This window comes from Streptococcus jiangjianxini (genome assembly GCF_040225085.1).
In the GTDB taxonomy this organism is placed as follows: domain Bacteria; phylum Bacillota; class Bacilli; order Lactobacillales; family Streptococcaceae; genus Streptococcus; species Streptococcus jiangjianxini.
This window is the reverse complement of record NZ_JBEHGL010000001.1, coordinates 129,785-154,906: the sequence shown is the minus strand read 5'-3', so window position 1 is coordinate 154,906 and position 25,122 is coordinate 129,785. Positions and strand designations below refer to the sequence as shown.

Sequence of the window (25,122 nt, the reverse complement as noted above, 5' to 3'; positions counted from 1 at the left end):
ATTAGTTAAGGATGTCATTGACAGCCTTCTATCTGATGATTGAATAAGACGTAATAGGAAGAGGTATAAGCATGGAAAGAGCAATATTTGCAGGCGGTTGTTTCTGGTGTATGGTTCAACCATTTGAAGAACAAGAGGGAATTTTATCTGTTCGAAGTGGTTATACAGGTGGTCATGTACCAAATCCAACATATGAACAAGTTTGTAGTCATACGACTGGTCATACAGAGGCTGTGGAAATTATCTTTGACCCTGAAAAAATAACTTATGATGAATTAGTGGAATTATACTGGGCGCAAACTGATCCGACAGATGCTTTTGGGCAGTTTGAGGATCGAGGAGACAATTATCGTCCAGTGATTTATTATTTTGATGAGCGTCAAAAGGAGATTGCTGAGAAATCTAAGTCTGCTCTTCAAAAATCGGGACGTTTTGATAAACCAATCGTAACAACAATTGAACCGGCAGCTACTTTTTATGAGGCTGAAGACTATCATCAAGGGTTCTATAAAACTAATCCGGAGCGTTACGCGATGTCGAGTGCGATTCGGCATCGGTTTTTAGAGGAGAATTGGCATTGAGAAAATCCTTTTACACTTGGTTGATGACGGAACGCAATCCTAAATCAACTGAGCCAGTGGCAATTCTGGCTGATTTGGCCTTTGAGGATACAACCTTTCCTAAGCATACAGATGACTTTGACACGATCAGTCGTTATTTAGAAGATGAAGCTAGTTTTACTTTTAACCTTAGTCATTTTGACCAGATTTGGCAAGATTATTTGGCACATTAGACTACAATATTCAGAAATCCCTATTTTTAGGGATTTTTGGTATAATGAAACTAATTTAACAAAGAAAAGGATTTAACGTTGCAAGAGTATTCTGTAGAAATTACCCTCAATCATCCAGATGATGTCTTAGCCCTCTTTGGAACTAATGAACGTCATTTACGTCTTATCGAAGAACATCTTCATGTGATTATCCATGCTAGAACAGAGCGCATTCAGATTTTGGCAGACGAGCAAGAAGCGGTGGAATTAGCACGTATCACTATCCAAGCGCTTCTCGTTCTTGTAGAGCGCGGGATGACAGTGAACACATCGGATGCTGTAACAGCGCTTTCTATGGCTGAAAATGGCACTATTGATAAATTCGTGGCTCTTTATGAAGAGGAAATCATTAAAGATAGCTATGGCAAACCCATTCGCGTCAAAACACTTGGGCAAAAAGTGTATGTGGATAGCGTTAAGAAGCATGACGTGGTTTTCGGTATTGGTCCTGCTGGTACTGGTAAAACTTTCCTTGCGGTGACCTTGGCTGTAACAGCTCTCAAGCGTGGACAAGTAAAACGGATTATTTTGACCCGTCCTGCGGTTGAAGCTGGCGAGAGTTTAGGATTTTTACCAGGAGATTTGAAAGAAAAGGTCGATCCTTATCTTCGTCCTGTTTATGACGCTCTTTATCAAATTTTGGGTAAGGAGCAGACAACTCGCCTTATGGAGCGCGACATTATTGAAATTGCTCCCCTAGCTTACATGCGTGGACGTACATTGGATGATGCTTTTGTCATTTTGGATGAGGCTCAGAACACGACCATCATGCAAATGAAGATGTTTTTAACGCGTCTTGGGTTTAATTCTAAGATGATTGTTAACGGGGATACTAGTCAAATTGATTTGCCTCGCAATGTAAAATCTGGCTTGATTGATGCGTCTGAAAAGTTGAAGTCTATTAAGCAGATAGATTTTGTGCATTTTTCGGCCAAGGATGTGGTTCGCCATCCAGTAGTGGCAGAAATTATCAATGCCTATGAAACGAAACCTCGTACACAAGATATTCAAAAATCATCTGAAGAATCACGATCTGATAAAGAATCAGGCTTAACGACCTATGAAGTGATTGGAGCGTTGCCTGAAGATGAGGCTAACAAATAAGGTCTTAACATAATGAGCTCTCTGATCATTCAGAGAGTTTTTTGTTATAAGATAATCATGTTCAACCAAGGATACAAAAAAAGACAAACATCACAACTGACATTTGTCTTTAATCTAAATGCCTCATTAAGGGAGGTTTAGACAGGTTATTATGGATTATTTCTTGTTAAGGAAGTTTTCCAATTTTTCAAGTTGGCGGGCTGCGAAGGCTTTACCACCAAGACCAAAGGCGAGGGCGAAAGCAACAGCAACCGCTCCAAGAATAATGGTGAATGTTGTTTGAACAATCGTTTGAGCAATGTTCAATTGATCGAGTGCCATGAAGATAGCTAGTGCAATTAGTCCATAGCGAACAACTTCGCCAAGCGCCTTGCTATTAGTAGATTTAGCGATAAAGCCAGCAAGTACGTTGCCAAGAATGATGGCAAGTCCGAGAATAGCGAGTGAACTAATAACAGCTGGAAGATAAGCAATGACAGCAAGACCAATTGTGTTAAGAACAGAAAGGTTAAGTGTTGCCAGTGCTTGAACAAAGAAGAAAACTAAGATGATAGCACTGACGATGTTAGCAAGTACCGTTGAGATTTGGTACTCTGCTTGTCCTTTAACGCTGAGGTATTGTGAATAGCGATCGATACCTGATGCTTTAAGGACCTTTTCAAGCAAGTTACTGAGCAATTTAGCAATAAAGCCGCCAATTGCCAAGAGAACAACGGCAACCAAGATGTTGGGAATAAAATTAATCACTTGGTTAAGCAAGCCAACGATTGGTTCTGATAGTGATCTGATTCCAAGGGTTTCTAGCGCAAGCGTTAAGATTGGAATAAAAAGAAGAACGTAGACGATAGATGCCAGTGCATCAGCGATTTTAACTTCGTTCACCTTAGCTTGATCTATATCCTGGTCAAAGAGCTTGTTCATCCATTTTTCAAATGGTAATTTAACCAAGAGATTGCTAACGATGTTTTTAACGAATTTGCAGAGAAAGACACCAACGAAAAGGATGAGACCAGCAGCTACGGCGTTTGGCAAGAAACCAAAGAATTTAGCAAACATGTTTGAGATAGGGTCAACAACACTTGAAACGCCAAGACCAGAAAGAATAGCTGGTAAGAAGAACAAGATGACTAAGAAATAAGCGAATTGACCGCAACCTTTAACAAGTGATTTTTCATCTTGAGTTGGCTTGACCAATCCCCATTTTGACAATTTAGCAACAGGAGCTAATTTGGTTAAGCCTTTAACGACAAGTTTTTTGACAATGGCAGCAACAACAAGCGCAACTAGAATTAAAACGATAATACGAATGGCGCCTGGAATAGCTCCAAAGATAGATTCAGTGAATCGTGAATATGTATCCATAATGATACCTCCTAAAAATTTCTTTCAATATTAGAATAGCATGATGTTGCTATTTTCACAAAGAAAATGCTTTCGTCATCAAAGTGTCTATTGGCTTGACAGAAGAGCTTAATCAGGATTTATGGTATAATAAAAAGACTGTAAGAATTTGAAAGAAAGGATAACAAGTCACTTCACAAGAAGTGATGATTACTATCTAAAATATGTATGTAGAGATGATTGATGAGACTGGACAGGTCTCTGAAGAGATCAAGAAGCAAACACTTGATTTGCTTGAATTTGCGGCTGAAAAAACTGGAAAAGCGGACAAGGAAATGGCTGTTACATTTGTGACCAATGAGCGAAGTCATGCCTTAAATCTGGAATATCGAGATACAGATCGTCCGACAGATGTCATTAGTTTGGAGTACAAGCCAGAAAATCCTATTGTTTTTGATGAGGAGGATTTGGCGCAAAATCCTGAGATAGCTGAAATGTTGGAAGAATTTGACGCTTATATCGGCGAGCTTTTTATCTCTATTGATAAAGCGCAAGAGCAAGCCCAAGAGTATGGACATTCCTATGAGCGTGAAATGGGCTTCTTGGCAGTTCATGGATTTCTTCATATCAATGGCTATGACCACTACACACCAGAAGAAGAAGCAGAGATGTTCGGACTACAGGAAGAGATTTTAAATGCCTATGGACTCACAAGACAATAAGCAAAATAAATGGAAAAACCGGACTTTGACAGCTAGTATGGAGTTCGCTGTAACTGGAGTGGTCAATGCTTATAGGGAAGAGCGCAATATGCGCAAGCATATGATTTCGACTTTTCTGGCAGTGCTAGCCGGAATTGTTTTCCAAATTTCAGCAGTAGAGTGGTTATTTTTACTTCTTAGTATCTTTTTGGTGATTTCTTTTGAAATTGTCAACTCAGCTATCGAAAATGTAGTGGACTTAGCTAGTGATTACCATTTCTCCATGTTGGCAAAAAATGCGAAAGACATGGCTGCGGGTGCTGTTTTAGTGATCTCGGGATATGCTTTATTAACTGGTCTTATCATCTTTGTACCTAAGATGTGGCAGCTAGTTTTTGGATGAATAACAATACCTGACAACTATCTGTTAGGAACTAAAGAATTGAAGAAAGTGAATCAAATTTATGTCATTTAAAAGTGGTTTTGTGGCGATTTTAGGTCGTCCTAATGTTGGAAAATCAACCTTCTTGAATTATGTCATGGGGCAGAAGATTGCTATCATGAGTGACAAGGCACAAACAACGCGTAATAAAATTATGGGTATCTATACCACAGATACAGAGCAAATTGTTTTTATTGACACACCAGGTATTCATAAACCCAAGACAGCCTTGGGTGATTTCATGGTAGAATCAGCTTACAGCACACTTCGTGAAGTGGAGACTGTCCTTTTTATGGTACCAGCAGATGAAGAGCGTGGTAAAGGTGACGATATGATTATTGAACGTCTCAAAGCAGCTAAGGTGCCTGTTATTTTAGTTATTAACAAGATTGATAAAGTGCATCCAGAGCAGCTTTTGGCACAGATCGATGACTTTAAGGACCAAATGGACTTTAAGGAAATTGTACCGATTTCTGCCACGCAGGGAAATAATGTTAATCGTTTGATGGAAATTCTCAAAGATAATCTTGAGGAAGGTTTTCAGTATTTCCCAGAGGATCAAATTACCGATCATCCAGAACGTTTCTTGGTTTCTGAAATGATCCGCGAAAAGGTGCTTCATTTAACGCAGCAAGAAGTACCGCATTCTATCGCTGTTGTGATTGAGTCCATGAAGCGTGATGAGGAAACGGACAAGGTGCATATCCGCGCAACTATTATGGTCGAACGCGACAGCCAAAAAGGGATTGTCATCGGTAAAAAAGGTGCTATGCTCAAAAAGATTGGAACCATGGCTCGCCGTGATATTGAACTCATGCTAGGAGATAAAGTCTTCCTCGAAACCTGGGTTAAGGTTAAGAAAAACTGGCGTGATAAAAAACTCGACCTCGCCGACTTTGGTTACAATGAGAAAGAGTATTAGAGTCTACAGATTGACTCTAATAACCCGCCGATCGTGGAATAAGGAAGCATAAAAGTATAGCGAATCGTTTTACGAGTTGATTTTGAAAGGATTTGAAATGTCACAAGATTATATTTCCTATATCCGATCAAAAGTTGGGCATGACAAGGTCATCCTTAACTTTGCTGGCGGTATTTTAGCTAATGAAGAAGGAAAAATTCTTCTCCAGCTGAGAGGTGACAAGAAGACATGGGCTTTATCTGGCTGAAATAGGAAAAGCGTAGCTTTTTACAATCGTTATGGAATTAGGTGAGTCCTCACTTGATGCAGCTGTTCGTGAGTTCTATGAAGAAACAGGGATAGAGGTCCAAGCCAAGCGTTTGTTGAATGTCTATACAAATTTTGACGAGGTTTATCCAAACGGAGACCAAGTCCAAACAGTCGTATTCATTTATGAACTGACAGCGACAGAGATTGGAGATATCAGTGATTTTCATAACGAAGAAACTCTGAAAGTGGCCTTTTTTACAAAAGAAGAGATTGGTCAGTTAGAGAGTATTTCTGATAAACATCGCTTAATGCTAAAAGAGTATTTTACGAATGACTTTCAGTTAGGACGTTAAAGGAGTGCTGGAATGCCACGCAGTGAAGATGTCATTTTAACCAATATGTGTCTTGTCGAGGATAAAGATGGCAATTGTCTTGTCCAAATTAGAGATCCCAAGTGGTATGACTGGCCTGGGGCAGTATTTCCAGGTGGCTAAAATAGTCTGGGGAGAGACTATTTTAGGTTGGAAATAGAAAAAGCGAAGCTTTTTATCTTTCGTCAGAAAAGAGTGAAAGTCTACACGATGCTGTTGTTCGTGAAGTTTTTGAAGAGACCGGTTTAACGATTTTAAATCCTGAGCTGGTTGGGTCAAGCATTTTCAAACAAGGGGAGACAAGATTAGATATTTGGTCTTCTTATATAAGACATCTGATTTTTCAGGGGAACTAACATCTTCAGAAGAAGGTGAGGTCAAATGGGTCTCTCGTCAAGACTTATTTTCAGGTAAGATTGACTTAGCAGATTCGATGGATGAGATATTTCCTATCTTTTTTGGCAAAACGTCTACTGAACTTTTTTATGAACGTGATGACCATAACGACTTAGTAAGGAAGTATTTTTGATATTTCCTTTTTGTATAGGTGGCTAAAAGCAACTTTTTAGAAAGAAATGGGGTGCTAGAGTTTATCAGTAAATACTGGTATCAAAAAGATAAATGTTACTGATACACAGGTGTTAATGATAAGGTTATACTCAGTTAATTTCAAAAAAACTTTTTTGATCTCTTCTTAGGTAGTGTGGACGGAAGCAAGCTCCTTCGGAGTTTCATCCCTAATTTTTGAGCCTAGGTCTCAAAAATTCCGTTATTAGTGACAGCAACATTGTCACAATAATACCACTACGGCGAAAATATCTTTTCAAGATCACTTCGTTCGCTCTAAACTGCGGAATCTTATTTTGCTATTCGATACTTCGTATTATTTTTGATTGTGGATGAGTATTAGATTGTACGACATTGTTTTAGGGTGAAATAATCTTGTTAAAAAATAAAGGGTATGATTTTTTTGAATAGCTCTGCCCTAAACATCGTGCAAAGAAGCTAACTCATATTGCTTTGATTTTTAGGGTGATCGTTATTGACAAAAAGGAGATAGCTGGGAGTTAGCGCAATGGAACTCGTCCACGACACTGTGAAAAAAGATAATACTTCCTAGATGCAGGAGCATCGTCGTTAGGTTTTCTATGACAAATAAATATTATTATAAGAAAGGATAGAGTATTGTAAGTTGACCTGAACCCGAGCGAAAAGCTCGGAAATTAGATAGAACTCCCTAGATGATGGTTTGTCACTTAATTTGTTAATTTGTTAGAAAGGAGAGCGCCGGTTAGCGAGCTTAATTGAACTCGCCTACGACTTTCTCGAGATAAAAATAGAAAGGAGAAGGGTAAGTTTGTGTTCTGATTTGAACACGGGCTACGGACAGTGTCAAAAAGATAAATACTACTTTGACGCGAGCGTCTTTAGTAGATTTCCTATTTTGACTGTGTCCGTTTAACGCCCTTTATATCGTGATTTTATGCCTGAACTTCCTGAGGTTGAGACGGTTCGTCGTGGTTTGGAGAAGCATGTGGTTGGGAAGCAAATCAAGGACATTCGTTTTGCTTTTCCTAAGATTGCTGTGACGGGGTTGGATTCTTTTAGACCGCTCATGGATGGTCAAATGACTATTCAAGCCATGCGCCGTCGTGGGAAATATTTGATTTTTGATTTTGGCGATTTGTTGCTTATGTCGCATTTGCGGATGGAAGGGAAATACCTTATGTTTGACAGGCAAGAAAATGTAGCTGACAATAAACATTTTCATGTCTTTTTCACGTTTACGGATAATTCTGTCTTGGTTTATCAAGATGTGCGAAAGTTTGGCACTATGGAGATTCTGTTACCATCTCAAGAAGCAACTTATTTTGCATCCAAGAAATTAGGTCCTGAACCTACTCAAGAAACGTTCAAACTAGCGCCTTTTGAACGTTCTCTAAAGTCTTCCTATAAGAAAGTCAAGCCCTACCTTTTAGAACAATCCTTGGTAGCTGGATTAGGAAACATCTATGTTGACGAAGTGCTCTGGGCTGCTAAGGTCCACCCTTTGCGACATAGTTCTAGTCTTAAAAAGACGGAAATCAAGCGTCTGCATGATGAGACCATCCGTATCTTGCAGTTGGGGATTGAAAAAGGTGGCTCCACAATTCGGACTTATCGCAATGCACTGGGAGAAGATGGTACCATGCAGCACTATTTACAAGTTTATGGCTTGACCGGACAGCCTTGTCAACGCTGCGGAACAGCTATTGAAAAAATACAAGTAGGAGGAAGGGGCAGTCATTATTGTCCCAAGTGCCAAAAGATATGACAGTAACAATTGGTATCACTGGTGGTATTGCTTCAGGCAAGTCGACGGTAACTCGCTATATTAGAGAAAAAGGTTTTGAAGTCATCGATGCGGATGCTGTTGTTCATGAGCTTCAAACAAAAGGTGGGAAATTGTATCAGGTTTTGTTGGATTTTTATGGGTCTAAAATCCTAGCTCCCGACGGGGAGATCGATAGACAAGCGCTCTCTGAACAATTTTTCTCGGATGAAAAAGTTCGGGCAGAGGTTTCAGCTTTGCAGGATACGATTATTCGGCAGGAATTGCTGGCGAGAAGAGATGCTTTATTGAAAAAAAATGACTTGGTTTTCATGGATATTCCTCTTCTGTTTGAACTGGATTATCAAAGCCAGCTCAATCAAGTCTGGCTTGTTTACCTTGATCCAGCGCAGCAACTGCAACGTCTGATGCAACGAAATGGTTATACTAGGGAGCAGGCTAAGCAACGTATGGCAGCGCAGCTTTCTTTAGAGGAAAAGAAAAAACGATCAGATAGGGTAATTGACAATAGCGGTCCTTTAGAGGTTACTTATGCGCAAGTCGATCGTCTATTAAAGGAAGTGAGTCATGTCAAAGCGTAAAGTCATTCCTCTTATGCCTTGGACGGCTAGAGGATTCTGGGTGTTGATCCAAAAGTTTTGTTGGTGTTAGTTTAGTGATTGACTTGGTTTTGTTTGGCTTTGAGAAACCTGTTTGTTCCTGCCTAATTTTGATTCTTATTGAGTATCAGTTAGGAGTCATGATCTTTATCATTTCTGGTTTGGCCCTTTTATCTTGGATTCCGATAAAGATTAAGTCAGGTATTGGCACTATGTTAAATATGATTATCATCGCCTGAGTTGTGAGGATAGTTGTAGCCTTGTTTGACGGTCCAGACTTACTTAAGGGGCGTCTTTTTTGGCGGTTTTAGGTCTCTTTTAAGTAGGTTTAGCTTCGACTATTTACCTGACTTGTCATATGGGAGCAGGTCTTAGGGACGGCCTGATGGTTGGTTTTTGTCAAATGTCAGGATGGCGTGTCCCGGTGGTTAGAACAGGTATTGAAGTGGCTGTTAGTCTATTGGGGGGGTACTAGATGGTACATTAGGTATTGGAAGCGTCTTATTTGCTGTCGGTATTGGTCGGGAGATGCAGTTTTCGTTAAATGGTCTTCTAAAATTTTGGGAAAGGCTAATGCCTAATTTGGTAGTCAATGTGCTAAGATAAGAATGGGTATTATCTGCTGATGTGCATAGAAGATATGAGATGGCTGAAATGCAAGCTGGTATTGAAAAAACATTGGTGATGCCGTTAATGATGCTTAATTGGTACAGTATCATCACAGTAACTTTGACAGTATTAGTTGAGTAGTGGAGATTAGCTGCTGTGCCTGCTTTTTTGAATGATACTAGAGATGATTTGACTCATATGATTAAGGATGGTGCTTTAAGCGATAAACTCAGTTCATAATGGCTAGAGAGCTTTCTTTCAAATGTGATGACATGCATGTTAAACCGTATGAAGAAACTGTCGTTTTCAAAAAAGTTTTTCGTTTTAAATGCTATTTTTTAAATAGCAAATGTACGATACAGTCTTTTGAATTAACTTTGATACATCGTCACTTTCGACTTGCCGTACGTGAGTACTGTCTGCGACTTTCTGTTCCTTGTCTGAAAGTTAATTCATTTGACTATAATGTGCCTGAAAATGAGGAATTGCCCATACCGTTTGACAACTGTTGTGAAATGATTTAAAGAAGTGTGTATCTAGACAAGGGTTACTTATTTTTCCAGTGTGCCTACGGCGTGGAATGATAGGCTGATGTTATCGTTTTTTGTGGCATTTTATGATATAATAGTGGGCATTGTTATAACAAATAGAGAGAAGATGATTAGGATTCCTATAGAAGTTGATTGGAAAAAGAACCTCAAAATAGCTTGGTTTGGTAGTTTTCTTGCTGGAGCAAGCTTTTCGCTTGTCATGCCATTCATGCCACTTTATGTCGAGCAGCTAGGTGCTAAACCAGGTTTGGTAGAATTATATTCCGGTTTAGCTGTTTCACTGTCAGCCCTAGCCTCTGGTTTATTTGCTCCGATGTGGGGGAGATTAGCTGACCGCTATGGTCGTAAACCCATGATGATTCGTGCTAGTTTTGTCATGACCCTAACTATGGGGGGACTTGCCTTTGTTCCCAATGTTTTTTGGTTACTAATTCTCCGTGTTTTAAACGGTATGTTTGCTGGCTTTATTCCCAATTCGAATGCTCTGATTGCCTCACAAGCGCCACAAGAAAAGACAGGTTATGCTTTGGGGACCTTGGCAACAGGAGTTATTGGAGGAAGTTTGATTGGACCGCTTTTTGGTGGTTTTTTGGCAGAATTAGTGGGTATTAAGAATGTTTTCCTCTTAGTGGGCTTTCTCCTCTTTACAGTCTGTCTGATGACGATTTTCATGATTGAAGAAGACTTTAAACCAGTTGCTCGTATTGATGCCTGGTCGACAAAAGAATTATTTGATCGTATTAAAGATAAACAAATGTTAGTTGGTCTTTTCGTGACTAGTATGATTATCCAAATCGCAGCCCAGTCTGTAGCGCCAATCTTAACACTTTATATACGGCATTTGGGACAAACAGAGAATCTCATGTTTGTTTCAGGAGCTATCGTTTCGGCGATGGGATTTTCTAGCATGATTTCAAGCTCGCGTCTTGGAAAGGCGGGAGATAAAATCGGAAATCACCGTCTCATTCTCATGGGGTTGCTTTATTGCTCAGTCATCTACCTCTTTCTAGCTAGGTCTGAAACCAGCTTAGAGTTGGGGATTTGGCGCTTTCTTTTTGGTTTTGGTACTGGTGCCTTGATGCCTAGTGTTAATTCGCTGTTGACACATCTGACCCCTAAGCAAGGGATCTCTCGAATCTTTGCCTACAATCAAATGTTTACTAACTTTGGTCAAGTTATTGGTCCTTTTGTTGGATCTACTGTTGCGGCTGGTATGGGTTATCGTTCGGTTTTCTATGTAACCAGTGCTATTGTCTTTTTCAATTTTATGTGGAGTCTTGTTAACTTCAGAAAATATCTCACAAAAAAGGAAATCTAAGTGCGCGTTAAAATTCATTTAAAATGCAGTGAGTGTGGTAGTAAAAATTATTTGACTAGTAAAAATAAGGTGACGCATCCGGAAAAAATTCAGGTGCCAAAATATTGTCCAAAAGAGCGTAAAGTGACTTTACACCTTGAATCTTAAAGGGAATTATGGTAATCTTGTAAGGACAGTATTGGAGGAAAAAGATGTACAATTTGCTTTTAACAGCACTCTTGGTGATTTCGGTTATTTTGGTTATTGCGATTTTCATGCAACCGCAAAAAAATCCAGGAAGTAATGTATTTGATAGTGGCGGCTCTGAAGCCCTTTTCGAACGTTCTAAAGCACGCGGTTTTGAAGCTTTTATGCAACGTTTTACAGGTATTCTCGTCTTCTTTTGGCTATTAATTGCATTTTTACTTGTATTACTATCAAGTCGTTAAGAACTGTGGGCCGTGACAATTGTCAGGCCCTTTTTAAATCGTCGCTAGAGGCGACAAATCAACTAAAGTAAGGAAACTATGAAAGAACAAATTTTTAATTATTTAAAGGAGCATGGAAAGTCAAACATCAATGATTTGGCTGCTAGCTTGGACATGGCTGGTGCGAAGAAATTCCCTCTTCTAATAAAAGAAATCTCCAAAATGGAAAGTCAGCGAGAGCTTCGGTTTAATGATGATGGTATGCTGTCGCTTCGTAAACCACGGGAGAAGAAAGAGCAGATTACCGTTCAGGGTGTTTTTCGTGCTAACAAAGCAGGATTTGGCTTTCTCTTTGTAGATGACAATGAAGATGACATGTTTATTGGGCGTAATGACGTTGGTTATGCTATTGACGGGGATACTGTAGAGGTCGTTATCAAAAAGCCGGCCGACCGTCTCAAAGGAACAGCAGCAGAAGCACGAGTGGTTAAGATTGTTGAACATGCTTTAAAAACAGTTGTTGGTAAATTCATTTTGGATGATGAGAAGCCTAAATACGCCGGATACATCAAGTCTAAAAATCAAAAAATTCAACAAAAGATCTATATCAAAAAAGAACCTGTTGTTCTTGACGGTACTGAAATTATCAAGGTTGACATTGATAAATACCCAATCCGCGGTCATGACTATTTCGTCGGTGTGGTTCGTGATATTGTTGGGCATCAGGGAGATGTTGGTATTGATGTTCTTGAAGTGCTGGAGTCCATGGACATTGTTTCTGAATTTCCAGAAGATGTTATAGCAGAAGCCAATGCAGTAGCAGATGCGCCTAGTGACAAGGACTTAGTGGGGCGTGTTGACCTTCGTAAGGAAATTACCTTTACTATTGATGGTGCTGATGCTAAAGACTTGGATGATGCCGTTCATATCAAACGTTTGTCTAACGGAAATTTTGAACTAGGAGTTCATATTGCAGATGTATCCTATTATGTGACGGAAGGTTCGGCCCTTAACCGTGAAGCGGTGGCGCGTGGGACATCAGTTTATGTGACAGACCGTGTGGTGCCAATGTTGCCGGAACGCTTGTCTAATGGTATCTGTTCGCTTAACCCAAATGTTGATCGTTTGACCCAATCTGCCATCATGGAAATCAATCCTCAAGGGAAAGTAGTGGATTACCAAATCTGCCAATCGGTCATCAATACTACCTATCGGATGACCTATAGCGATGTCAATGAGATGCTTGGTGGTAATCAAGAAGTTCTCAAGGAATATGAAGCTATTGTGGATCCTGTCCACGATATGACTGCCCTGCATAAGATTTTAGAGGACATGCGTGTGCGTCGTGGAGCGCTTAACTTTGATACCTCAGAAGCCAAAATCATCGTCAATGATAAAGGTATGCCTGTAGATATCGTGGTACGTAGCCGAGGAATCGCTGAGCGTATGATTGAATCCTTTATGTTAGCGGCAAATGAATGTGTTGCGGAGCATTTTTCTAAAAAGGACTTACCTTTTATCTATCGTATTCATGAAGAGCCTAAGGCAGAAAAATTACAGAAATTCATCGATTATGCAAGTGTCTTTGGCGTTCAAATCAAGGGAACAGCTTCAAAAATAACGCAGTCAGCTTTGCAGGATTTCATGGCTAAAATGGAAGGTCAGCCTGGCTCAGAAGTGCTTAATATGATGCTGCTTCGTTCCATGCAACAAGCGCGTTATTCAGAGCATAATCACGGTCACTACGGTTTAGCTGCCGAGTACTACACGCACTTTACCAGCCCTATTCGTCGTTACCCTGACCTCCTCGTACATCGCATGATTCGCGAATACTCTCAAGGTGCTACATCTGAAAAGAAAGAGCATTTCGCCAATGTGGTTCCAGAATTGGCTACCTCTTCTTCACAACTAGAGCGTCGTGCTATTGATGCTGAACGTGTTGTTGAGGCTATGAAGAAAGCTGAATACATGGAAGAGCACGTAGGTGAAGAGTTTGATGGTGTTGTAGCTTCTGTGGTCAAATTCGGCCTCTTTGTTGAGTTACCAAATACCATTGAAGGTTTGATACACGTGACAACCCTACCTGAGTTTTATCATTACAATGAGCGTAGCATGTCACTTAAAGGTGAAACATCAGGTAAGGTCTTTAAAGTGGGCCAACCTATTCGTATTAAATTAACACGTGCGGATAAAGAAACGGGTGATATCGACTTTGAATATTTACCAAGTGATTACGATGTTATCGAAAAAGTCGCTAAATCAGACCGAAAAGAAGGAAGACGTGGTCGCCACTCTGAAAATGGTCGTGGAAAATCAAAGGATAAAGCTGATAAGGATCACTACCGCGGTGATAACTCTAGAACTGGGGACAAGCGTCGCCAATCTAGCAAAGGGAAAAAAGACAAGAAACCTTTTTATAAGAAAGTGGCTAAAAAGTCGCAAACATCTAAAAAACGTAAATAGGAGGATTCCATGCCAAAAGGTACAGACTCCAATGTCTTAGCTCAAAATAAGAAGGCAAGACATGATTATAGTATTGTCGATACGGTTGAAGCAGGCATTGTTTTGACAGGAACTGAAATCAAATCGGTTCGTGCTGCTAGGATTCAACTCAAGGATGGCTTTGCCCAAATCAAAAATGGGGAAGCTTGGTTGGTCAATGTTCACATTGCTCCCTTTGAACAGGGAAATATTTGGAATCAAGATCCAGAACGTACACGTAAACTATTGCTTAAAAAACGTGACATTAATCGATTAGCAAATGAGTTAAAAGGCAGTGGGATGACACTGGTTCCTCTCAAAGTTTATCTCAAAAATGGTTTTGCCAAAGTTTTAATCGGACTTGCAAAAGGGAAACATGATTATGACAAACGTGAAAGCATCAAGCGTCGGGAACAAGATCGTGACATTAAACGTGTGATGAAGAGCATTAATCAGAGATAAAGTAGGAATATAGGGGCAACTCTCATTTTTTTAGAATGTGTACTCACAAAAAACGATTTCACTATTGCTAGTTGTAAAATGATAAGTTTAATGCTCTTCGAAAATCAAAAGCAGACGTTGTTGGCTTGGTTTGGTGACCTTCAGTTCTGTCGGCTTTGGCGTCGCCTAGTCTGATTTTGATTTTCATTGAGTATTATATAAAACTTGACTTGATGTATGAATTTAGATATAAAAATGAAAGGAAGGTGGTAAATATTGGTGAAAGCAACAATGAAGGAAGTTGCAGAATTGGCTGGTGTCGGTGTTGGGACAGTTTCTCGTGTGGTTAATGGTGTTAAAGTCAAGGATTCAACTCTAAAAAAAGTTGAGGAAGCAATCAAAGAGTTAAATTATCAGCCAGATGAATATGCTCGCGGTTTAAAAACAAACAGAAGTAACATTATTGCATTAATCATCCCGACGATATGGCACCCTTTTTTTTCAGAATTCGCTTATCATGTTGAAAAAGAATTGGCGAAAAGACGTTATAAACTTTTTATTTGTAATGCTGAAGAAGACGGGCAGAAAGAATTTGAGTATCTTCAAATGCTCGAAAAAAATAAGGTTGATGGCATTATTGGTATTACGTATTCAGATATAGATCAATATGTTTCCTCCACTTTACCGTTTGTCAGCATTGATCGTCATTTTTCCGAAAAAATCCCATATGTGACTTCTGATAATTATGGGGGAGGAAAGTTAGCTGCTGAAGTGTTGATGGCAAAAGGTGCGACACAGTTTGCTTATATTGGTGGAACTAATCAATTCGAAAATGAAACCGTATTACGAAAAGTAGGTTTTTCTGAGACTCTTCAAAAGCATGGAGTAATCGTTAAAAAATTAGACATGTTAGAACCGATTGATGATTTGCATGATAAAATAGAAAAGTTTTTGATAGAAAATCCCGACATTGATGGTATTTTTACTGTTAATGATTTCATGGCTACTAACGTTATAAAAGTGAGTCAAGCTCTCAATAGGTATGCACCTAAGGACTATCAAATTATTGGTTTTGATGGCTTAAAATCTGCTGTTGATCAAAATTATTATGTATCAACTATTGCTCAGCCTATTGAACTAATGGCTAAAGAGTCAGTTGAACTCTTGATGAGAGTTATTGAAAATAATGTTGAAGAAAGTAGGATTGTACTTCCAATTCGTTTTGAAGATGGTGGGACAACAAAAGTGTAAATTTTTTAAGAATTTGCTTGACAACAGCTGTGAAATCGATTACAATATAGTCAAATAAACTTGAAACGTTTCCAATAATAAGCTACGGCTTGTTATTTTAAAAAATACAAATTGAAACGTTTCCAAAAACAGGAGGGAACCATGTCTCAAGTAAAACAATCAAGTTTTTTGATAAAATTAAAAAAACAAAAACTCTTACTTTTGATGTTACTACCGGGTTTACTACTGACCTTTATTTTCAAATATGTTCCTATGTATGGGGTGTTGATTGCTTTTAAAAATTATAATCCCTTACTTGGAATTTTTAACAGTCCCTGGGTGGGGCTAGAAGAGTTTAGAAATTTTTTAGCTTCTCCTAATTTTGGAATGCTCCTATCTAATACCTTAAAGTTGAGTGTTTATGGATTGCTTTTGGGATTTTTTCCACCAATTATGTTAGCAATCATGTTAAATCAGATTTTAAGTGATAAAGCTAAAAAAAGAATTCAATTAGTTTTGTACGCTCCTAACTTTATTTCAGTTATTGTCATTGTGGGTATGATTTTTCTCTTCTTCTCTGTAGAAGGACCTGTCAATGCAATCCTATCATTCATCGGAATAAAGGCTGATTTTATGACAGATCCTGATTATTTTAGACCACTTTATATCATGAGTGGTATTTGGCAAGGTATGGGCTGGGCTTCAACTTTGTATACAGCTACTTTGGTTAATGTAGATCCCTCTTTAGTGGAAGCAGCTCAGTTGGATGGTGCTAATATCTTTCAAAGAATTCGTCATATTGATTTACCTGCATTAAAACCTATTATGGTCATACAATTTATCTTAGCTGCTGGGAACATTATGAATGTAGGATATGAAAAAGCTTACTTGATGCAGACGTCATTGAATCTAACAGCTTCAGAAATTATTTCAACTTATGTTTATAAAGTTGGTTTAGTATCGGGAGATTATTCATATTCAACAGCAGTTGGTTTATTTAATTCTATTATCAATATGGTTTTACTATTCTCTGTTAATAAAATTGTTGAACGTTTGAACGATGGAGAAGGTTTATAAGGAGCAAAATATGAATACAAGAATGTTAACTAATTTCGATAAACGTGTGTTAGTCATGAACCGTGTTTTAATTGCCTTGTTAGTTTTAATTACAGTAGTACCAATGGGATACATTTTGATTGCGTCTTTTATGGATCCACGGGTATTAGTAAATCAAGGGATTAGTTTTAATCCAAGGGACTGGACGGTTGAAGGTTACCAAAGAGTATTTAGTGATGATTCAATTTTACGAGGTTTTATCAATTCGCTACTTTATTCAACAATTTTCGCAGCATTGACGGTAGTTATTTCTGTTATGACTGCCTATCCTCTATCGAAGAAAGATTTAATTGGACGTAGATGGGTCAACTATTTTTTGATTTTTACCATGTTCTTCGGTGGCGGACTTGTTCCGACCTATTTGTTGGTTAAAAATCTTGGTATGTTAAACTCTATGTGGGCAATTGTCCTACCAGGTGCCGTTAATGTTTGGAATATTATTCTTGCTAGAACTTATTTTCAAAGTTTACCAGATGAACTAGTAGAAGCAGCTGTTATCGATGGAGCTAATGAGTTTCAAGTTTTCTTAAAAGTCATCTTGCCATTAGCAAAACCGATTATGTTTGTCCTTTTTCTCTACGCTTTTGTTGGACAATGGAATTCCTATTTTGATGCAATGATTTATATTAAAGATCCTGATAAAGCCCCATTGCAACTAGTGCTACGAAATATATTGATTCAAAACGAAGTCAATGCAAACATGATTGGTGCCCAGGCAGCTATCAATGAATTAAAACGAATTGCTGAAATTGTTAAATATGCGACAATTGTCATATCAAGTTTACCATTGATTGTACTATATCCATTCTTCCAAAAATACTTTGATAAAGGTATTATGGCAGGATCGCTTAAAGGTTAAAAAATAGAATTAGATGTCAAAATGAAATTAGTTAGCCACACTTTAAAAATTTTTGTGTGATGATAGTTAGTTTTTGTATTAAACAATTTTATATTTGAAATAAAAAAGGAGTTTCATTTAAAATGAAAGCAAAGAATTTAAATAAATGGTTTAAAATAGGTGCTCTTTTAAGTACTAGTGCAATCTTGTTAGCAGCTTGTGGTAACTCGGTAAGTAAAACAGCAAGTGAAGATTATGGATTGAAAGACATTAAGTTTCCACTGAAGGATAAAGTAACATTAAAATTTATGACTACTAGCTCAACGTTAGCTCCGAAAGATCCCAATAAAAAGTTGATTTTTAAACGTCTTGAAAAGGAAACTGGAGTTCATATTGATTGGACTAATTATCAAAGTGATTTTGCTGAAAAACGCAATTTAGATATTTCATCTGGTGATGTTCCAGATGCCATTCACAATGATGGCGCTTCTGATGTAGAGTTGATGAAATGGGCAGAGCAAGGAGTCATTGTTCCCGTAGAAGATTTAATTGATGAACACATGCCAAACTTGAAAAAAATACTTAATGAGAATCCTCACTATCGCGCTCTCATCACAGCGCCGGATGGACATATTTATTCATTCCCTTGGATTGAAGAATTAGGTGAAGGAAAAGAGTCAATTCATAGTGTTAACGATATGGCATGGATAAATAAAAAGTGGCTGGATGAACTAGGTCTTGAGATGCCTAAAACTACTGATGATTTGGTGAAAGTATTAGAAGCATTCAAAACAAAAGATCCAAACAGAAATGGTAAGGCAGATGAAATACCGCTGTCATTTATTAACAGTGCTGGAAATGAAGACTTTAAAGTACTCTTTGGTTCCTTTGGTGTTGGGGATAATGATGAGCATGTGGTTGTTGGAAATGACGGGAAAGTTGATTTTACAGCCGATAATGATGACTATAAAGAAGGTATCAAATTCATGCGTTCTTTATATGAAAAACGACTTATTGATTCTGAGGCATTTGAACAAGATTGGAATACATATACATCTAAAGGAAATGATAAAAAGTACGGAGTTTACTTTACATGGGATAAAAATAACGTAACAGGGAATAATGAAGATTATCAACTCCTACCTGTACTAGAGGGACCAGACGGCGAGAAAAATGTTACTCGTACTAACAATGTTGGCTTCCAACGTGACCGTATGGTTATCACTAGTGTCAACAAAAATCTTGAGTTGACTGCCAAATGGATTGACGCGCAATATAAACCAATACAATCCGTTCAAAATAATTGGGGAACTTATGGTGACACTAAGCAACAAAATATTTTTGAATTTAACAAAGAAACAAATAGTCTTAAACATTTACCTTTAGACGGTACCGCTCCTACTGAATTACGACAAAAAACAGAAGTCGGTGGCCCATTGGCTATTCTTGATAGTTATTATGGTGATATCACAACTATGCCTGATGATGCAAAGTGGCGTTTAGATTTATTGCAAGCTAACTATGTTCCTTACATGAAAAATGATGAAATCTATCCTAAGGTCTTTATGGAAGAAGAAGACTTAGATAAAATTGCCCAAGTCGAAGCCGATATGATGGATTATATAACTCGTAAACGTTCAGAATGGATTACTAATGGTGGAATTGATGATGAATGGGAGAGTTACTTAAAGGAACTTGAAAAATACGGTTTAAAAGACTACATGAAGTTAAAACAAAAATATTACGATGAGTTCAAAAAGAATCAAGAATAGGAGATAAGAATGCTAAACACCTATACGACCACGAGAGCTAATTACCATATTCTGGACCATAAAAAAGAAGTTAATCATCAATTTAAGCCTGTAAACCACTTTTCAGCTGAAATAGGCTGGATAAATGACCCAAATGGTTTTGTCTATTTTCGTGGTGAGTACCATTTGTTTTATCAATTTTATCCTTATGATAGTGTTTGGGGTCCAATGCATTGGGGACATGCAAAAACGTCAGATTTTGTAAATTGGGAGCATTTACCGGTAGCATTGGCACCAGATATGCCATATGATAAAGATGGCTGTTTTTCTGGATCAGCTATTGTTAAAGATGATGTTTTGTGGCTAATGTACACTGGTAATATCGAGCAAGAAGATGGTAGTATCCGGCAAGTTCAGAATATGGCCTATTCTAAAGATGGTATTCATTTTACAAAAATCACTGAGAATCCAGTAGCTACAGGAGAATATCTGCCGGAAGAATTAGTTTCGTCAGACTTTCGCGATCCAAAACTATTTAAGAAAGATGGCAAGTATTATGCAGTGGTCGCCGCTAAGCATCAGGATAATGTAGGAACAATTGTCTTACTTGGTTCAGATAACTTAATAGACTGGACATTTGAATCAATATTCTTAAAAGGGACACCTGAACAAGGTATCATGTGGGAATGTCCAGATTATTTCAATTTGGAAGGCACTGATGTATTGGTAATGTCTCCTATGAGAGTAGCACGTGACAAATATAATTTTAGAAACATTAATGCTTCAGTAGTATTAACAGGAAAGGTAGACTGGGACGAGAAACGATTTAAATTAGAGTCCATTCATGAATTAGACCATGGTCATGACTTTTATGCCCCTCAATCTTTGTTAGATGATAAGGGTCGACGTATTATGATTGCTTGGCTACATACATGGGGACGTCAACTTCCTCCTCATGACTTGCATCATAAATGGGCTGGCAGTATGACTTTGCCACGTGAGTTAACGTTAAAGAATACTCGAGTTTTTCAGAATATCCTTCCGGAAACTATCGAAGCTCTTCCGATGATTGAAATGAATCAGAATCTGACTAAAACTGGATTCTTTGAAATTGAAGTCAAAGGGACGTTACAAATGAAATTAGGAACTGTGGATGACTATATTAGTTTTGGATTTGATGAAGAAGAGGGAGTTGTATTCATAGATCGCAAACACCTCAAATATAGCCTTAAAGGTGATGAAACTTGGGAAACAGACCTACGATCAATTCCTATCCAAGCTAAAAAAATAGTTGTCGTGATTGATTATAATAGTATTGAAATCTTTGTGAATGATGGTGAAGAAACGCTTAGCTCGGCTTATTACATTGAAGGAGATTGTGATTTAAGCCGTGTTGTCTAATCCTATTTTTTAGTCTTAAAAGTCTAGTCTGAATGAAACGAATCAGAATCCCCAATCAAATGGTTGGGGATTTTTTCCGTATAGCAAAGGAAAATCTCAGTTTTTTATAGGATATTATTTAAAGGCTATTTTAGGTATACTGTTAAGTAAGCGTATACAAAAAAAGGAGGTAATGATGGAATCTATTAAGCTGGTGACGATAGGCGGTGGGTCTAGCTATACACCGGAATTGGTGGAGGGAATGATCTTAAGAAGCCATTTGATTTCTATCTCAGAGTGGTGGTTTGTTGATGTGCCTGAAGGTGAAGAGAAGCTCAATATCGTTGTAGAGCTTGCTAAACGAATGGTTGAAAAAGCAGGTTTAGATTGGAAGATAAAAGCAACCTTAAATCGTCAGGAAGCGTTAAAAGACGCTGATTTTGTGACATCTCAATTTCGTGTTGGTGGATTGGACGCTCGCTATCTTGATGAAAGCATCCCTCTGTCAATGGGGATTATTGGTCAGGAGACAAATGGAGCAGGAGGTATTTTTAAGGCTTTTAGAACCATTGTGGATTATAAATCCATTATTGCTGATATGAAAGAGCTCTGTCCAGAGGCTTGGTTGATTAATTTTACTAATCCGGCAGGCATGGTGACCGAAGCTTTAATCAATAGACTAGGGTGGAAGAAAACGATTGGTTTGTGCAATATCCCTATTGGACAGCAAAAGGCAGCAGCAAACGAATTAGGCTTGGAAGAAAGTGAGCTGACGCTAAGACATGTCGGTCTTAATCATTATCATTTTCATCAGGTTTGGGACAAGCAGGGAAATAATCGAACGGGTGAGCTGATTGAGCGATTTTATGGGCCTTTAAAGGCTAAAGAACAAGAGGCTGTTAAAAACATTACTAATCTAGAGTTTCCTATTAGTTTTTTAAGGTCTATTCAAATGCTGCCTTGTGACTATCATCGTTACTACTTTTTAGAAAAAGAGATGTTAGAAGATGCTGTCGCCCAATATCGCGAAGGACATATCAGAGCAGCAGTGGTTAAAGACGTTGAGAAGGAACTCTTCGATCTTTATCAAAATCCTAATCTCAAAGAAAAACCTAAGCAATTGGAGCAAAGAGGCGGCGCTTATTATAGTGATATTGCTTGTCAAATTATTGTTGCCATAATCACTGATAGTCATGAAACCTTAACCGTTTCAACTGTCAATCATGGGGTGATTCCATTTTTGCCTAAGGACAGTGTTGTGGAGGTGTCAGCAATGATAACGTCTCAAGGTGCTATTCCTTTGGCGACACCTGTTGTTCCAAAAGTATTGGAAGGGCAACTGCAATTGATGAAAAAAATGGAGCTAGTTACAGTAGATGCTGCTATTTCAGGTGATTACCATACCGCCTTACAGGCCTTTTTCTTAAATCCACTGATTCCCAATGGGTCTGAAACAGAACGATTGCTGAAGGAATTATTACTAGCTCATGAAACTTATCTACCACAATTTCAACCGACAATTGCTGCTATTAAGGAAGGAAGGCTATAAATGACGATGACACAGACTTATCAATTTCCTGAAGGTTTCTTATGGGGAACGTCAACATCTGGACCGCAAAGTGAAGGAAGTATTGAGGGTGATGGAAAGGGAATGAATAACTGGGATTACTGGTACAGTATTGCGCCTGAAAAATTTCATGATGGCATTGGACCAAGTCAAACTTCAACCTTCTATCAACATTATAAAGAAGACATTGGTTTATTGAAGGAGACAGGACAGACTGTTTTCCGTCCGTCCATCCAGTGGGCGCGTTTAATACCTGACGGTACTGGCAAGGTTAATGAGAAAGCCCTTGCCTTTTATCGGGATGTTTTTAAGAGCATCAAGGATATTGGTGTTAAACCCATCGTCAATTTATATCATTTTGATTTGCCTTATGCTCTTCAGGAAAAAGGTGGCTGGGAAAATAAAGAAACTGTCTATGCCTATGAAGCTTATGCAAGAAGATGCTTTGAGTTATTTGGAGATTTAGTGGATACTTGGATAACTTTTAATGAGCCGATTGTCCCTGTTGAGTGTGGCTATATGAATGACTTGCATTATCCTTGTAAGGTTGACCCTAAAGCGGCAGTGGCTGTTGCCTATCATACCCAATTAGCCAGCAGTTTAGCCGTTAAAGCTTGCCGCGATGTTAATGCTAGCCACAAAATCAGCATTGTCCTCAATTTGACGCCTGCCTATCCTAGAAGTGAGTCTGAAGAAGACCGCAAAGCAGCGCACATCGCAGAACTGTTTCAAACCAAAAGTTTCCTTGATCCGTCTGTTCTAGGGACTTATCCAGAGGACTTAGTAGAGATCATTAGAAAACATGAGTTGATGCCAGAGGTAACCTCAGAAGAAATAGACATTATTCGTCAGCATACCGTAGACTTCTTAGGTGTTAATTATTACCAGCCTATGCGTGTCAAAGCGCCAGAAAAACATATTGCTTCAGATGAAGCCTTTAGTCTAGACCTGTATTTTGAACACTATGATATGCCAGGTAAAAAGATCAATCCTCATCGTGGTTGGGAAATTTACGAACAAGGGATTTACGATATTGCGATGACGATTAGAGACCATTATGGCAATATTGACTGGTTGGTAACTGAAAATGGCATGGGGGTTGAGGGAGAAGAAAAGTTTCTTAAAGATGGTGTGATTCAAGATGATTATCGCATTGCCTTTATCAAAGACCATCTGATTGAACTTCATAAAGCGATTGAACAGGGAGCTAACTGTAAAGGGTATATGCTATGGACTTTTATTGACTGCTGGTCTTGGCTAAACGCCTATAAAAATCGCTATGGTTTAGTTTCGCTTGATTTAGAAACACAAGAGCGTCGCCTGAAGAAATCTGGTTACTGGTTTAAAGAACTCAGTCAAAATAATGGTTTTTCACAATAAGGAGAGAGAATATGGTCACATTTGGTTTTTCGATTTACCCTGAAAGGCACGAACTTAACAAGATTAAATCATATATGGATTTGTTGAAGAGGTATGGTGCTGAGCGCATTTTTATGAGTCTCTTGCAACTAGAAGCAGGAGATACCACAACTTTTGACAAGTATAAGGCTATTATTCAATATGCTAATGATCTGAATATGCGCGTGATTGCTGATATTAGTCCAACTTTTATTGAACAAAATGCTTGGGAGGATCAGTTGATTCTCAAAGCAAAGGAATTTGGATTAGCTGGTTTACGCCTTGATGAAGCCCTCTCTATTGACGACATTGTCTCCTTAACGCAAAATCAGTTTGGTTTAAAAATTGAATTAAACATGAGTACCGATAAGACTTTGGTTAATGATCTTTTAGCGAGTGATGCTAATTTTGATAATATTATTGCCTGTCATAATTTCTATCCTCATGAGTTTACTGCTCTATCGCAGCAACATTTTATAGAGATGTCGACTTTTTATCATGAAAAAGGGATTGAAACCGCTGCTTTTGTCAGCAGTCAAACTGCCAAAGAAGGCCCTTGGCCACTGTCTGAAGGTTTGCCAACCGTGGAGGACCATCGCCATTTGCCGATAGCGCAGCAGGTTCAACTGATGAAAGCGATTGGTACCATTGATAATATTCTCATCTCAAATCAATTTATCTCGGAAGAGGAATTGAAGGCTTGCCATGAGGCTTTGCTATCAGAAGTCAAGTGTTTTGAGGTCACCGTTTTGGATGATCTTAGTAGTGTTGAAAAAGCCATTGTAAACTTTGATCATAACTATCGCGGCGATATTTCAGACTATGTGATTCGCTCAACCATTCCTAGAACGATTTATACAGATATTTCCATCCCTCCACGAGACGATCAGTCTAAAAAGGTCAAACGAGGGAGTCTTATCATTGATAACGACCGATACACGCGCTACAAGGGAGAATTACAGATTGCTTTAAAAGCGTTTACCATTAGCGACAAGGCCAATGTCGTAGGTCACATTTGTGAGACTTCCTTGCCTTTACTAGAGACGTTAGAAGCTTGGGAAGACTTTAAATTAATCATTAAATCTTAGTCACTGATTTTCAGTTTCACAACGGAAAAAGAATGACTTTTCACCAGGTAATCT

General features: G+C 38.5%; 22 protein-coding genes and 2 pseudogenes. 23 read left to right on the top strand and 1 reads right to left on the bottom strand.

Going from position 1 to position 25,122, the window contains the following annotated elements; translation table 11 throughout:
* Nucleotides 1–71 precede the first annotated feature (71 nt).
* The 3 genes from msrA (at nt 72) to ABP870_RS00850 (ending at nt 1,936) form a co-directional block, all read left to right on the top strand.
* Nucleotides 72–581 (top strand): peptide-methionine (S)-S-oxide reductase MsrA, encoded by a 510-nt coding sequence (gene msrA / locus ABP870_RS00860; protein ID WP_350013617.1) that lies wholly within the window; start codon nt 72–74, stop codon nt 579–581.
* A complete protein-coding gene (locus ABP870_RS00855; protein WP_350013616.1) occupies nt 578–793 on the top strand; it encodes a YozE family protein in 216 nt (71 codons plus the stop codon). Before msrA ends, ABP870_RS00855 begins: the two co-directional genes overlap by 4 nt.
* 78 nt (nt 794–871) lie before the next feature.
* Nucleotides 872–1,936 (top strand): PhoH family protein, encoded by a 1,065-nt coding sequence (locus tag ABP870_RS00850; RefSeq protein ID WP_350013615.1) that lies wholly within the window; start codon nt 872–874, stop codon nt 1,934–1,936.
* 156 nt (nt 1,937–2,092) lie between these two features.
* On the opposite strand, the gene ABP870_RS00845 is transcribed toward ABP870_RS00850, so the two are convergent.
* Nucleotides 2,093–3,298 (bottom strand): mechanosensitive ion channel, encoded by a 1,206-nt coding sequence (locus tag ABP870_RS00845; protein ID WP_350013614.1) that lies wholly within the window; start codon nt 3,296–3,298, stop codon nt 2,093–2,095.
* A gap of 203 nt (nt 3,299–3,501) precedes the next feature.
* On the opposite strand from ABP870_RS00845, the gene ybeY reads away from it, so the two are divergent.
* The 20 genes and pseudogenes from ybeY to ABP870_RS00745 all read left to right on the top strand — a co-directional run bounded on the left by ybeY (nt 3,502) and on the right by ABP870_RS00745 (nt 25,068).
* The gene (gene ybeY, locus ABP870_RS00840) at nt 3,502–3,999 is read left to right on the top strand and encodes an rRNA maturation RNase YbeY (protein WP_350013613.1); all 498 of its coding nucleotides are present in this window, start codon (nt 3,502–3,504) and stop codon (nt 3,997–3,999) included.
* Nucleotides 3,980–4,381: a diacylglycerol kinase family protein gene (locus ABP870_RS00835; protein ID WP_350013684.1), complete on the top strand. Its 402-nt coding sequence runs from the start codon at nt 3,980–3,982 to the stop codon at nt 4,379–4,381. Before ybeY ends, ABP870_RS00835 begins: the two co-directional genes overlap by 20 nt.
* A 61-nt stretch (nt 4,382–4,442) precedes the next feature.
* On the top strand, nt 4,443–5,342 hold the full coding sequence (era, locus tag ABP870_RS00830; protein ID WP_350013612.1) for a GTPase Era: 900 nt from the start codon (nt 4,443–4,445) through the stop codon (nt 5,340–5,342).
* 97 nt (nt 5,343–5,439) lie between these two features.
* A pseudogene (locus ABP870_RS00825) lies at nt 5,440–5,944 on the top strand (NUDIX hydrolase).
* A gap of 12 nt (nt 5,945–5,956) precedes the next feature.
* Nucleotides 5,957–6,491, top strand: a pseudogene (locus ABP870_RS00820) (NUDIX domain-containing protein).
* Nucleotides 6,492–7,445: 954 nt separating this feature from the next.
* On the top strand, nt 7,446–8,276 hold the full coding sequence (gene mutM / locus ABP870_RS00815; protein ID WP_350013611.1) for a DNA-formamidopyrimidine glycosylase: 831 nt from the start codon (nt 7,446–7,448) through the stop codon (nt 8,274–8,276).
* On the top strand, nt 8,273–8,875 hold the full coding sequence (coaE, locus tag ABP870_RS00810) for a dephospho-CoA kinase (protein ID WP_350013610.1): 603 nt from the start codon (nt 8,273–8,275) through the stop codon (nt 8,873–8,875). Before mutM ends, coaE begins: the two co-directional genes overlap by 4 nt.
* Before the next feature lie 1,284 nt (nt 8,876–10,159).
* Entirely contained in the window at nt 10,160–11,371 is a 1,212-nt protein-coding gene (locus tag ABP870_RS00805) for a multidrug efflux MFS transporter (RefSeq protein ID WP_350013609.1), read from the top strand.
* Nucleotides 11,372–11,518, top strand: a complete 147-nt coding sequence (gene rpmG, locus ABP870_RS00800) for a 50S ribosomal protein L33 (protein ID WP_062707522.1) — start codon at nt 11,372–11,374, stop codon at nt 11,516–11,518.
* 44 nt (nt 11,519–11,562) lie between these two features.
* A complete protein-coding gene (gene secG, locus ABP870_RS00795) occupies nt 11,563–11,799 on the top strand; it encodes a preprotein translocase subunit SecG (RefSeq protein WP_350013608.1) in 237 nt (78 codons plus the stop codon).
* A 78-nt stretch (nt 11,800–11,877) separates the two neighbouring features.
* Nucleotides 11,878–14,241: a ribonuclease R gene (gene rnr / locus ABP870_RS00790; RefSeq protein WP_350013607.1), complete on the top strand. Its 2,364-nt coding sequence runs from the start codon at nt 11,878–11,880 to the stop codon at nt 14,239–14,241.
* 9 nt (nt 14,242–14,250) lie between these two features.
* Nucleotides 14,251–14,721, top strand: coding sequence for an SsrA-binding protein SmpB (smpB, locus tag ABP870_RS00785; RefSeq protein ID WP_350013606.1), 471 nt, complete (start codon nt 14,251–14,253; stop codon nt 14,719–14,721).
* A 258-nt stretch (nt 14,722–14,979) separates the two neighbouring features.
* Nucleotides 14,980–15,951, top strand: a complete 972-nt coding sequence (locus tag ABP870_RS00780; protein WP_350013605.1) for a LacI family DNA-binding transcriptional regulator — start codon at nt 14,980–14,982, stop codon at nt 15,949–15,951.
* 141 nt (nt 15,952–16,092) lie between these two features.
* A complete protein-coding gene (locus tag ABP870_RS00775; RefSeq protein WP_350013604.1) occupies nt 16,093–17,007 on the top strand; it encodes an ABC transporter permease in 915 nt (304 codons plus the stop codon).
* Nucleotides 17,008–17,017: 10 nt separating this feature from the next.
* Nucleotides 17,018–17,905 (top strand): carbohydrate ABC transporter permease, encoded by an 888-nt coding sequence (locus ABP870_RS00770; RefSeq protein ID WP_350013603.1) that lies wholly within the window; start codon nt 17,018–17,020, stop codon nt 17,903–17,905.
* A 122-nt stretch (nt 17,906–18,027) separates the two neighbouring features.
* Nucleotides 18,028–19,656: an ABC transporter substrate-binding protein gene (locus ABP870_RS00765; RefSeq protein WP_350013602.1), complete on the top strand. Its 1,629-nt coding sequence runs from the start codon at nt 18,028–18,030 to the stop codon at nt 19,654–19,656.
* 9 nt (nt 19,657–19,665) lie between these two features.
* Nucleotides 19,666–21,036, top strand: a complete 1,371-nt coding sequence (locus ABP870_RS00760) for a glycoside hydrolase family 32 protein (protein WP_350013601.1) — start codon at nt 19,666–19,668, stop codon at nt 21,034–21,036.
* 172 nt (nt 21,037–21,208) lie between these two features.
* Nucleotides 21,209–22,564, top strand: a complete 1,356-nt coding sequence (locus ABP870_RS00755) for a 6-phospho-beta-glucosidase (RefSeq protein WP_350013600.1) — start codon at nt 21,209–21,211, stop codon at nt 22,562–22,564.
* The gene (locus ABP870_RS00750; RefSeq protein ID WP_350013599.1) at nt 22,565–23,962 is read left to right on the top strand and encodes a glycoside hydrolase family 1 protein; all 1,398 of its coding nucleotides are present in this window, start codon (nt 22,565–22,567) and stop codon (nt 23,960–23,962) included.
* A gap of 11 nt (nt 23,963–23,973) precedes the next feature.
* The gene (locus ABP870_RS00745; RefSeq protein WP_350013598.1) at nt 23,974–25,068 is read left to right on the top strand and encodes a DUF871 domain-containing protein; all 1,095 of its coding nucleotides are present in this window, start codon (nt 23,974–23,976) and stop codon (nt 25,066–25,068) included.
* Nucleotides 25,069–25,122: the final 54 nt, after the last annotated feature.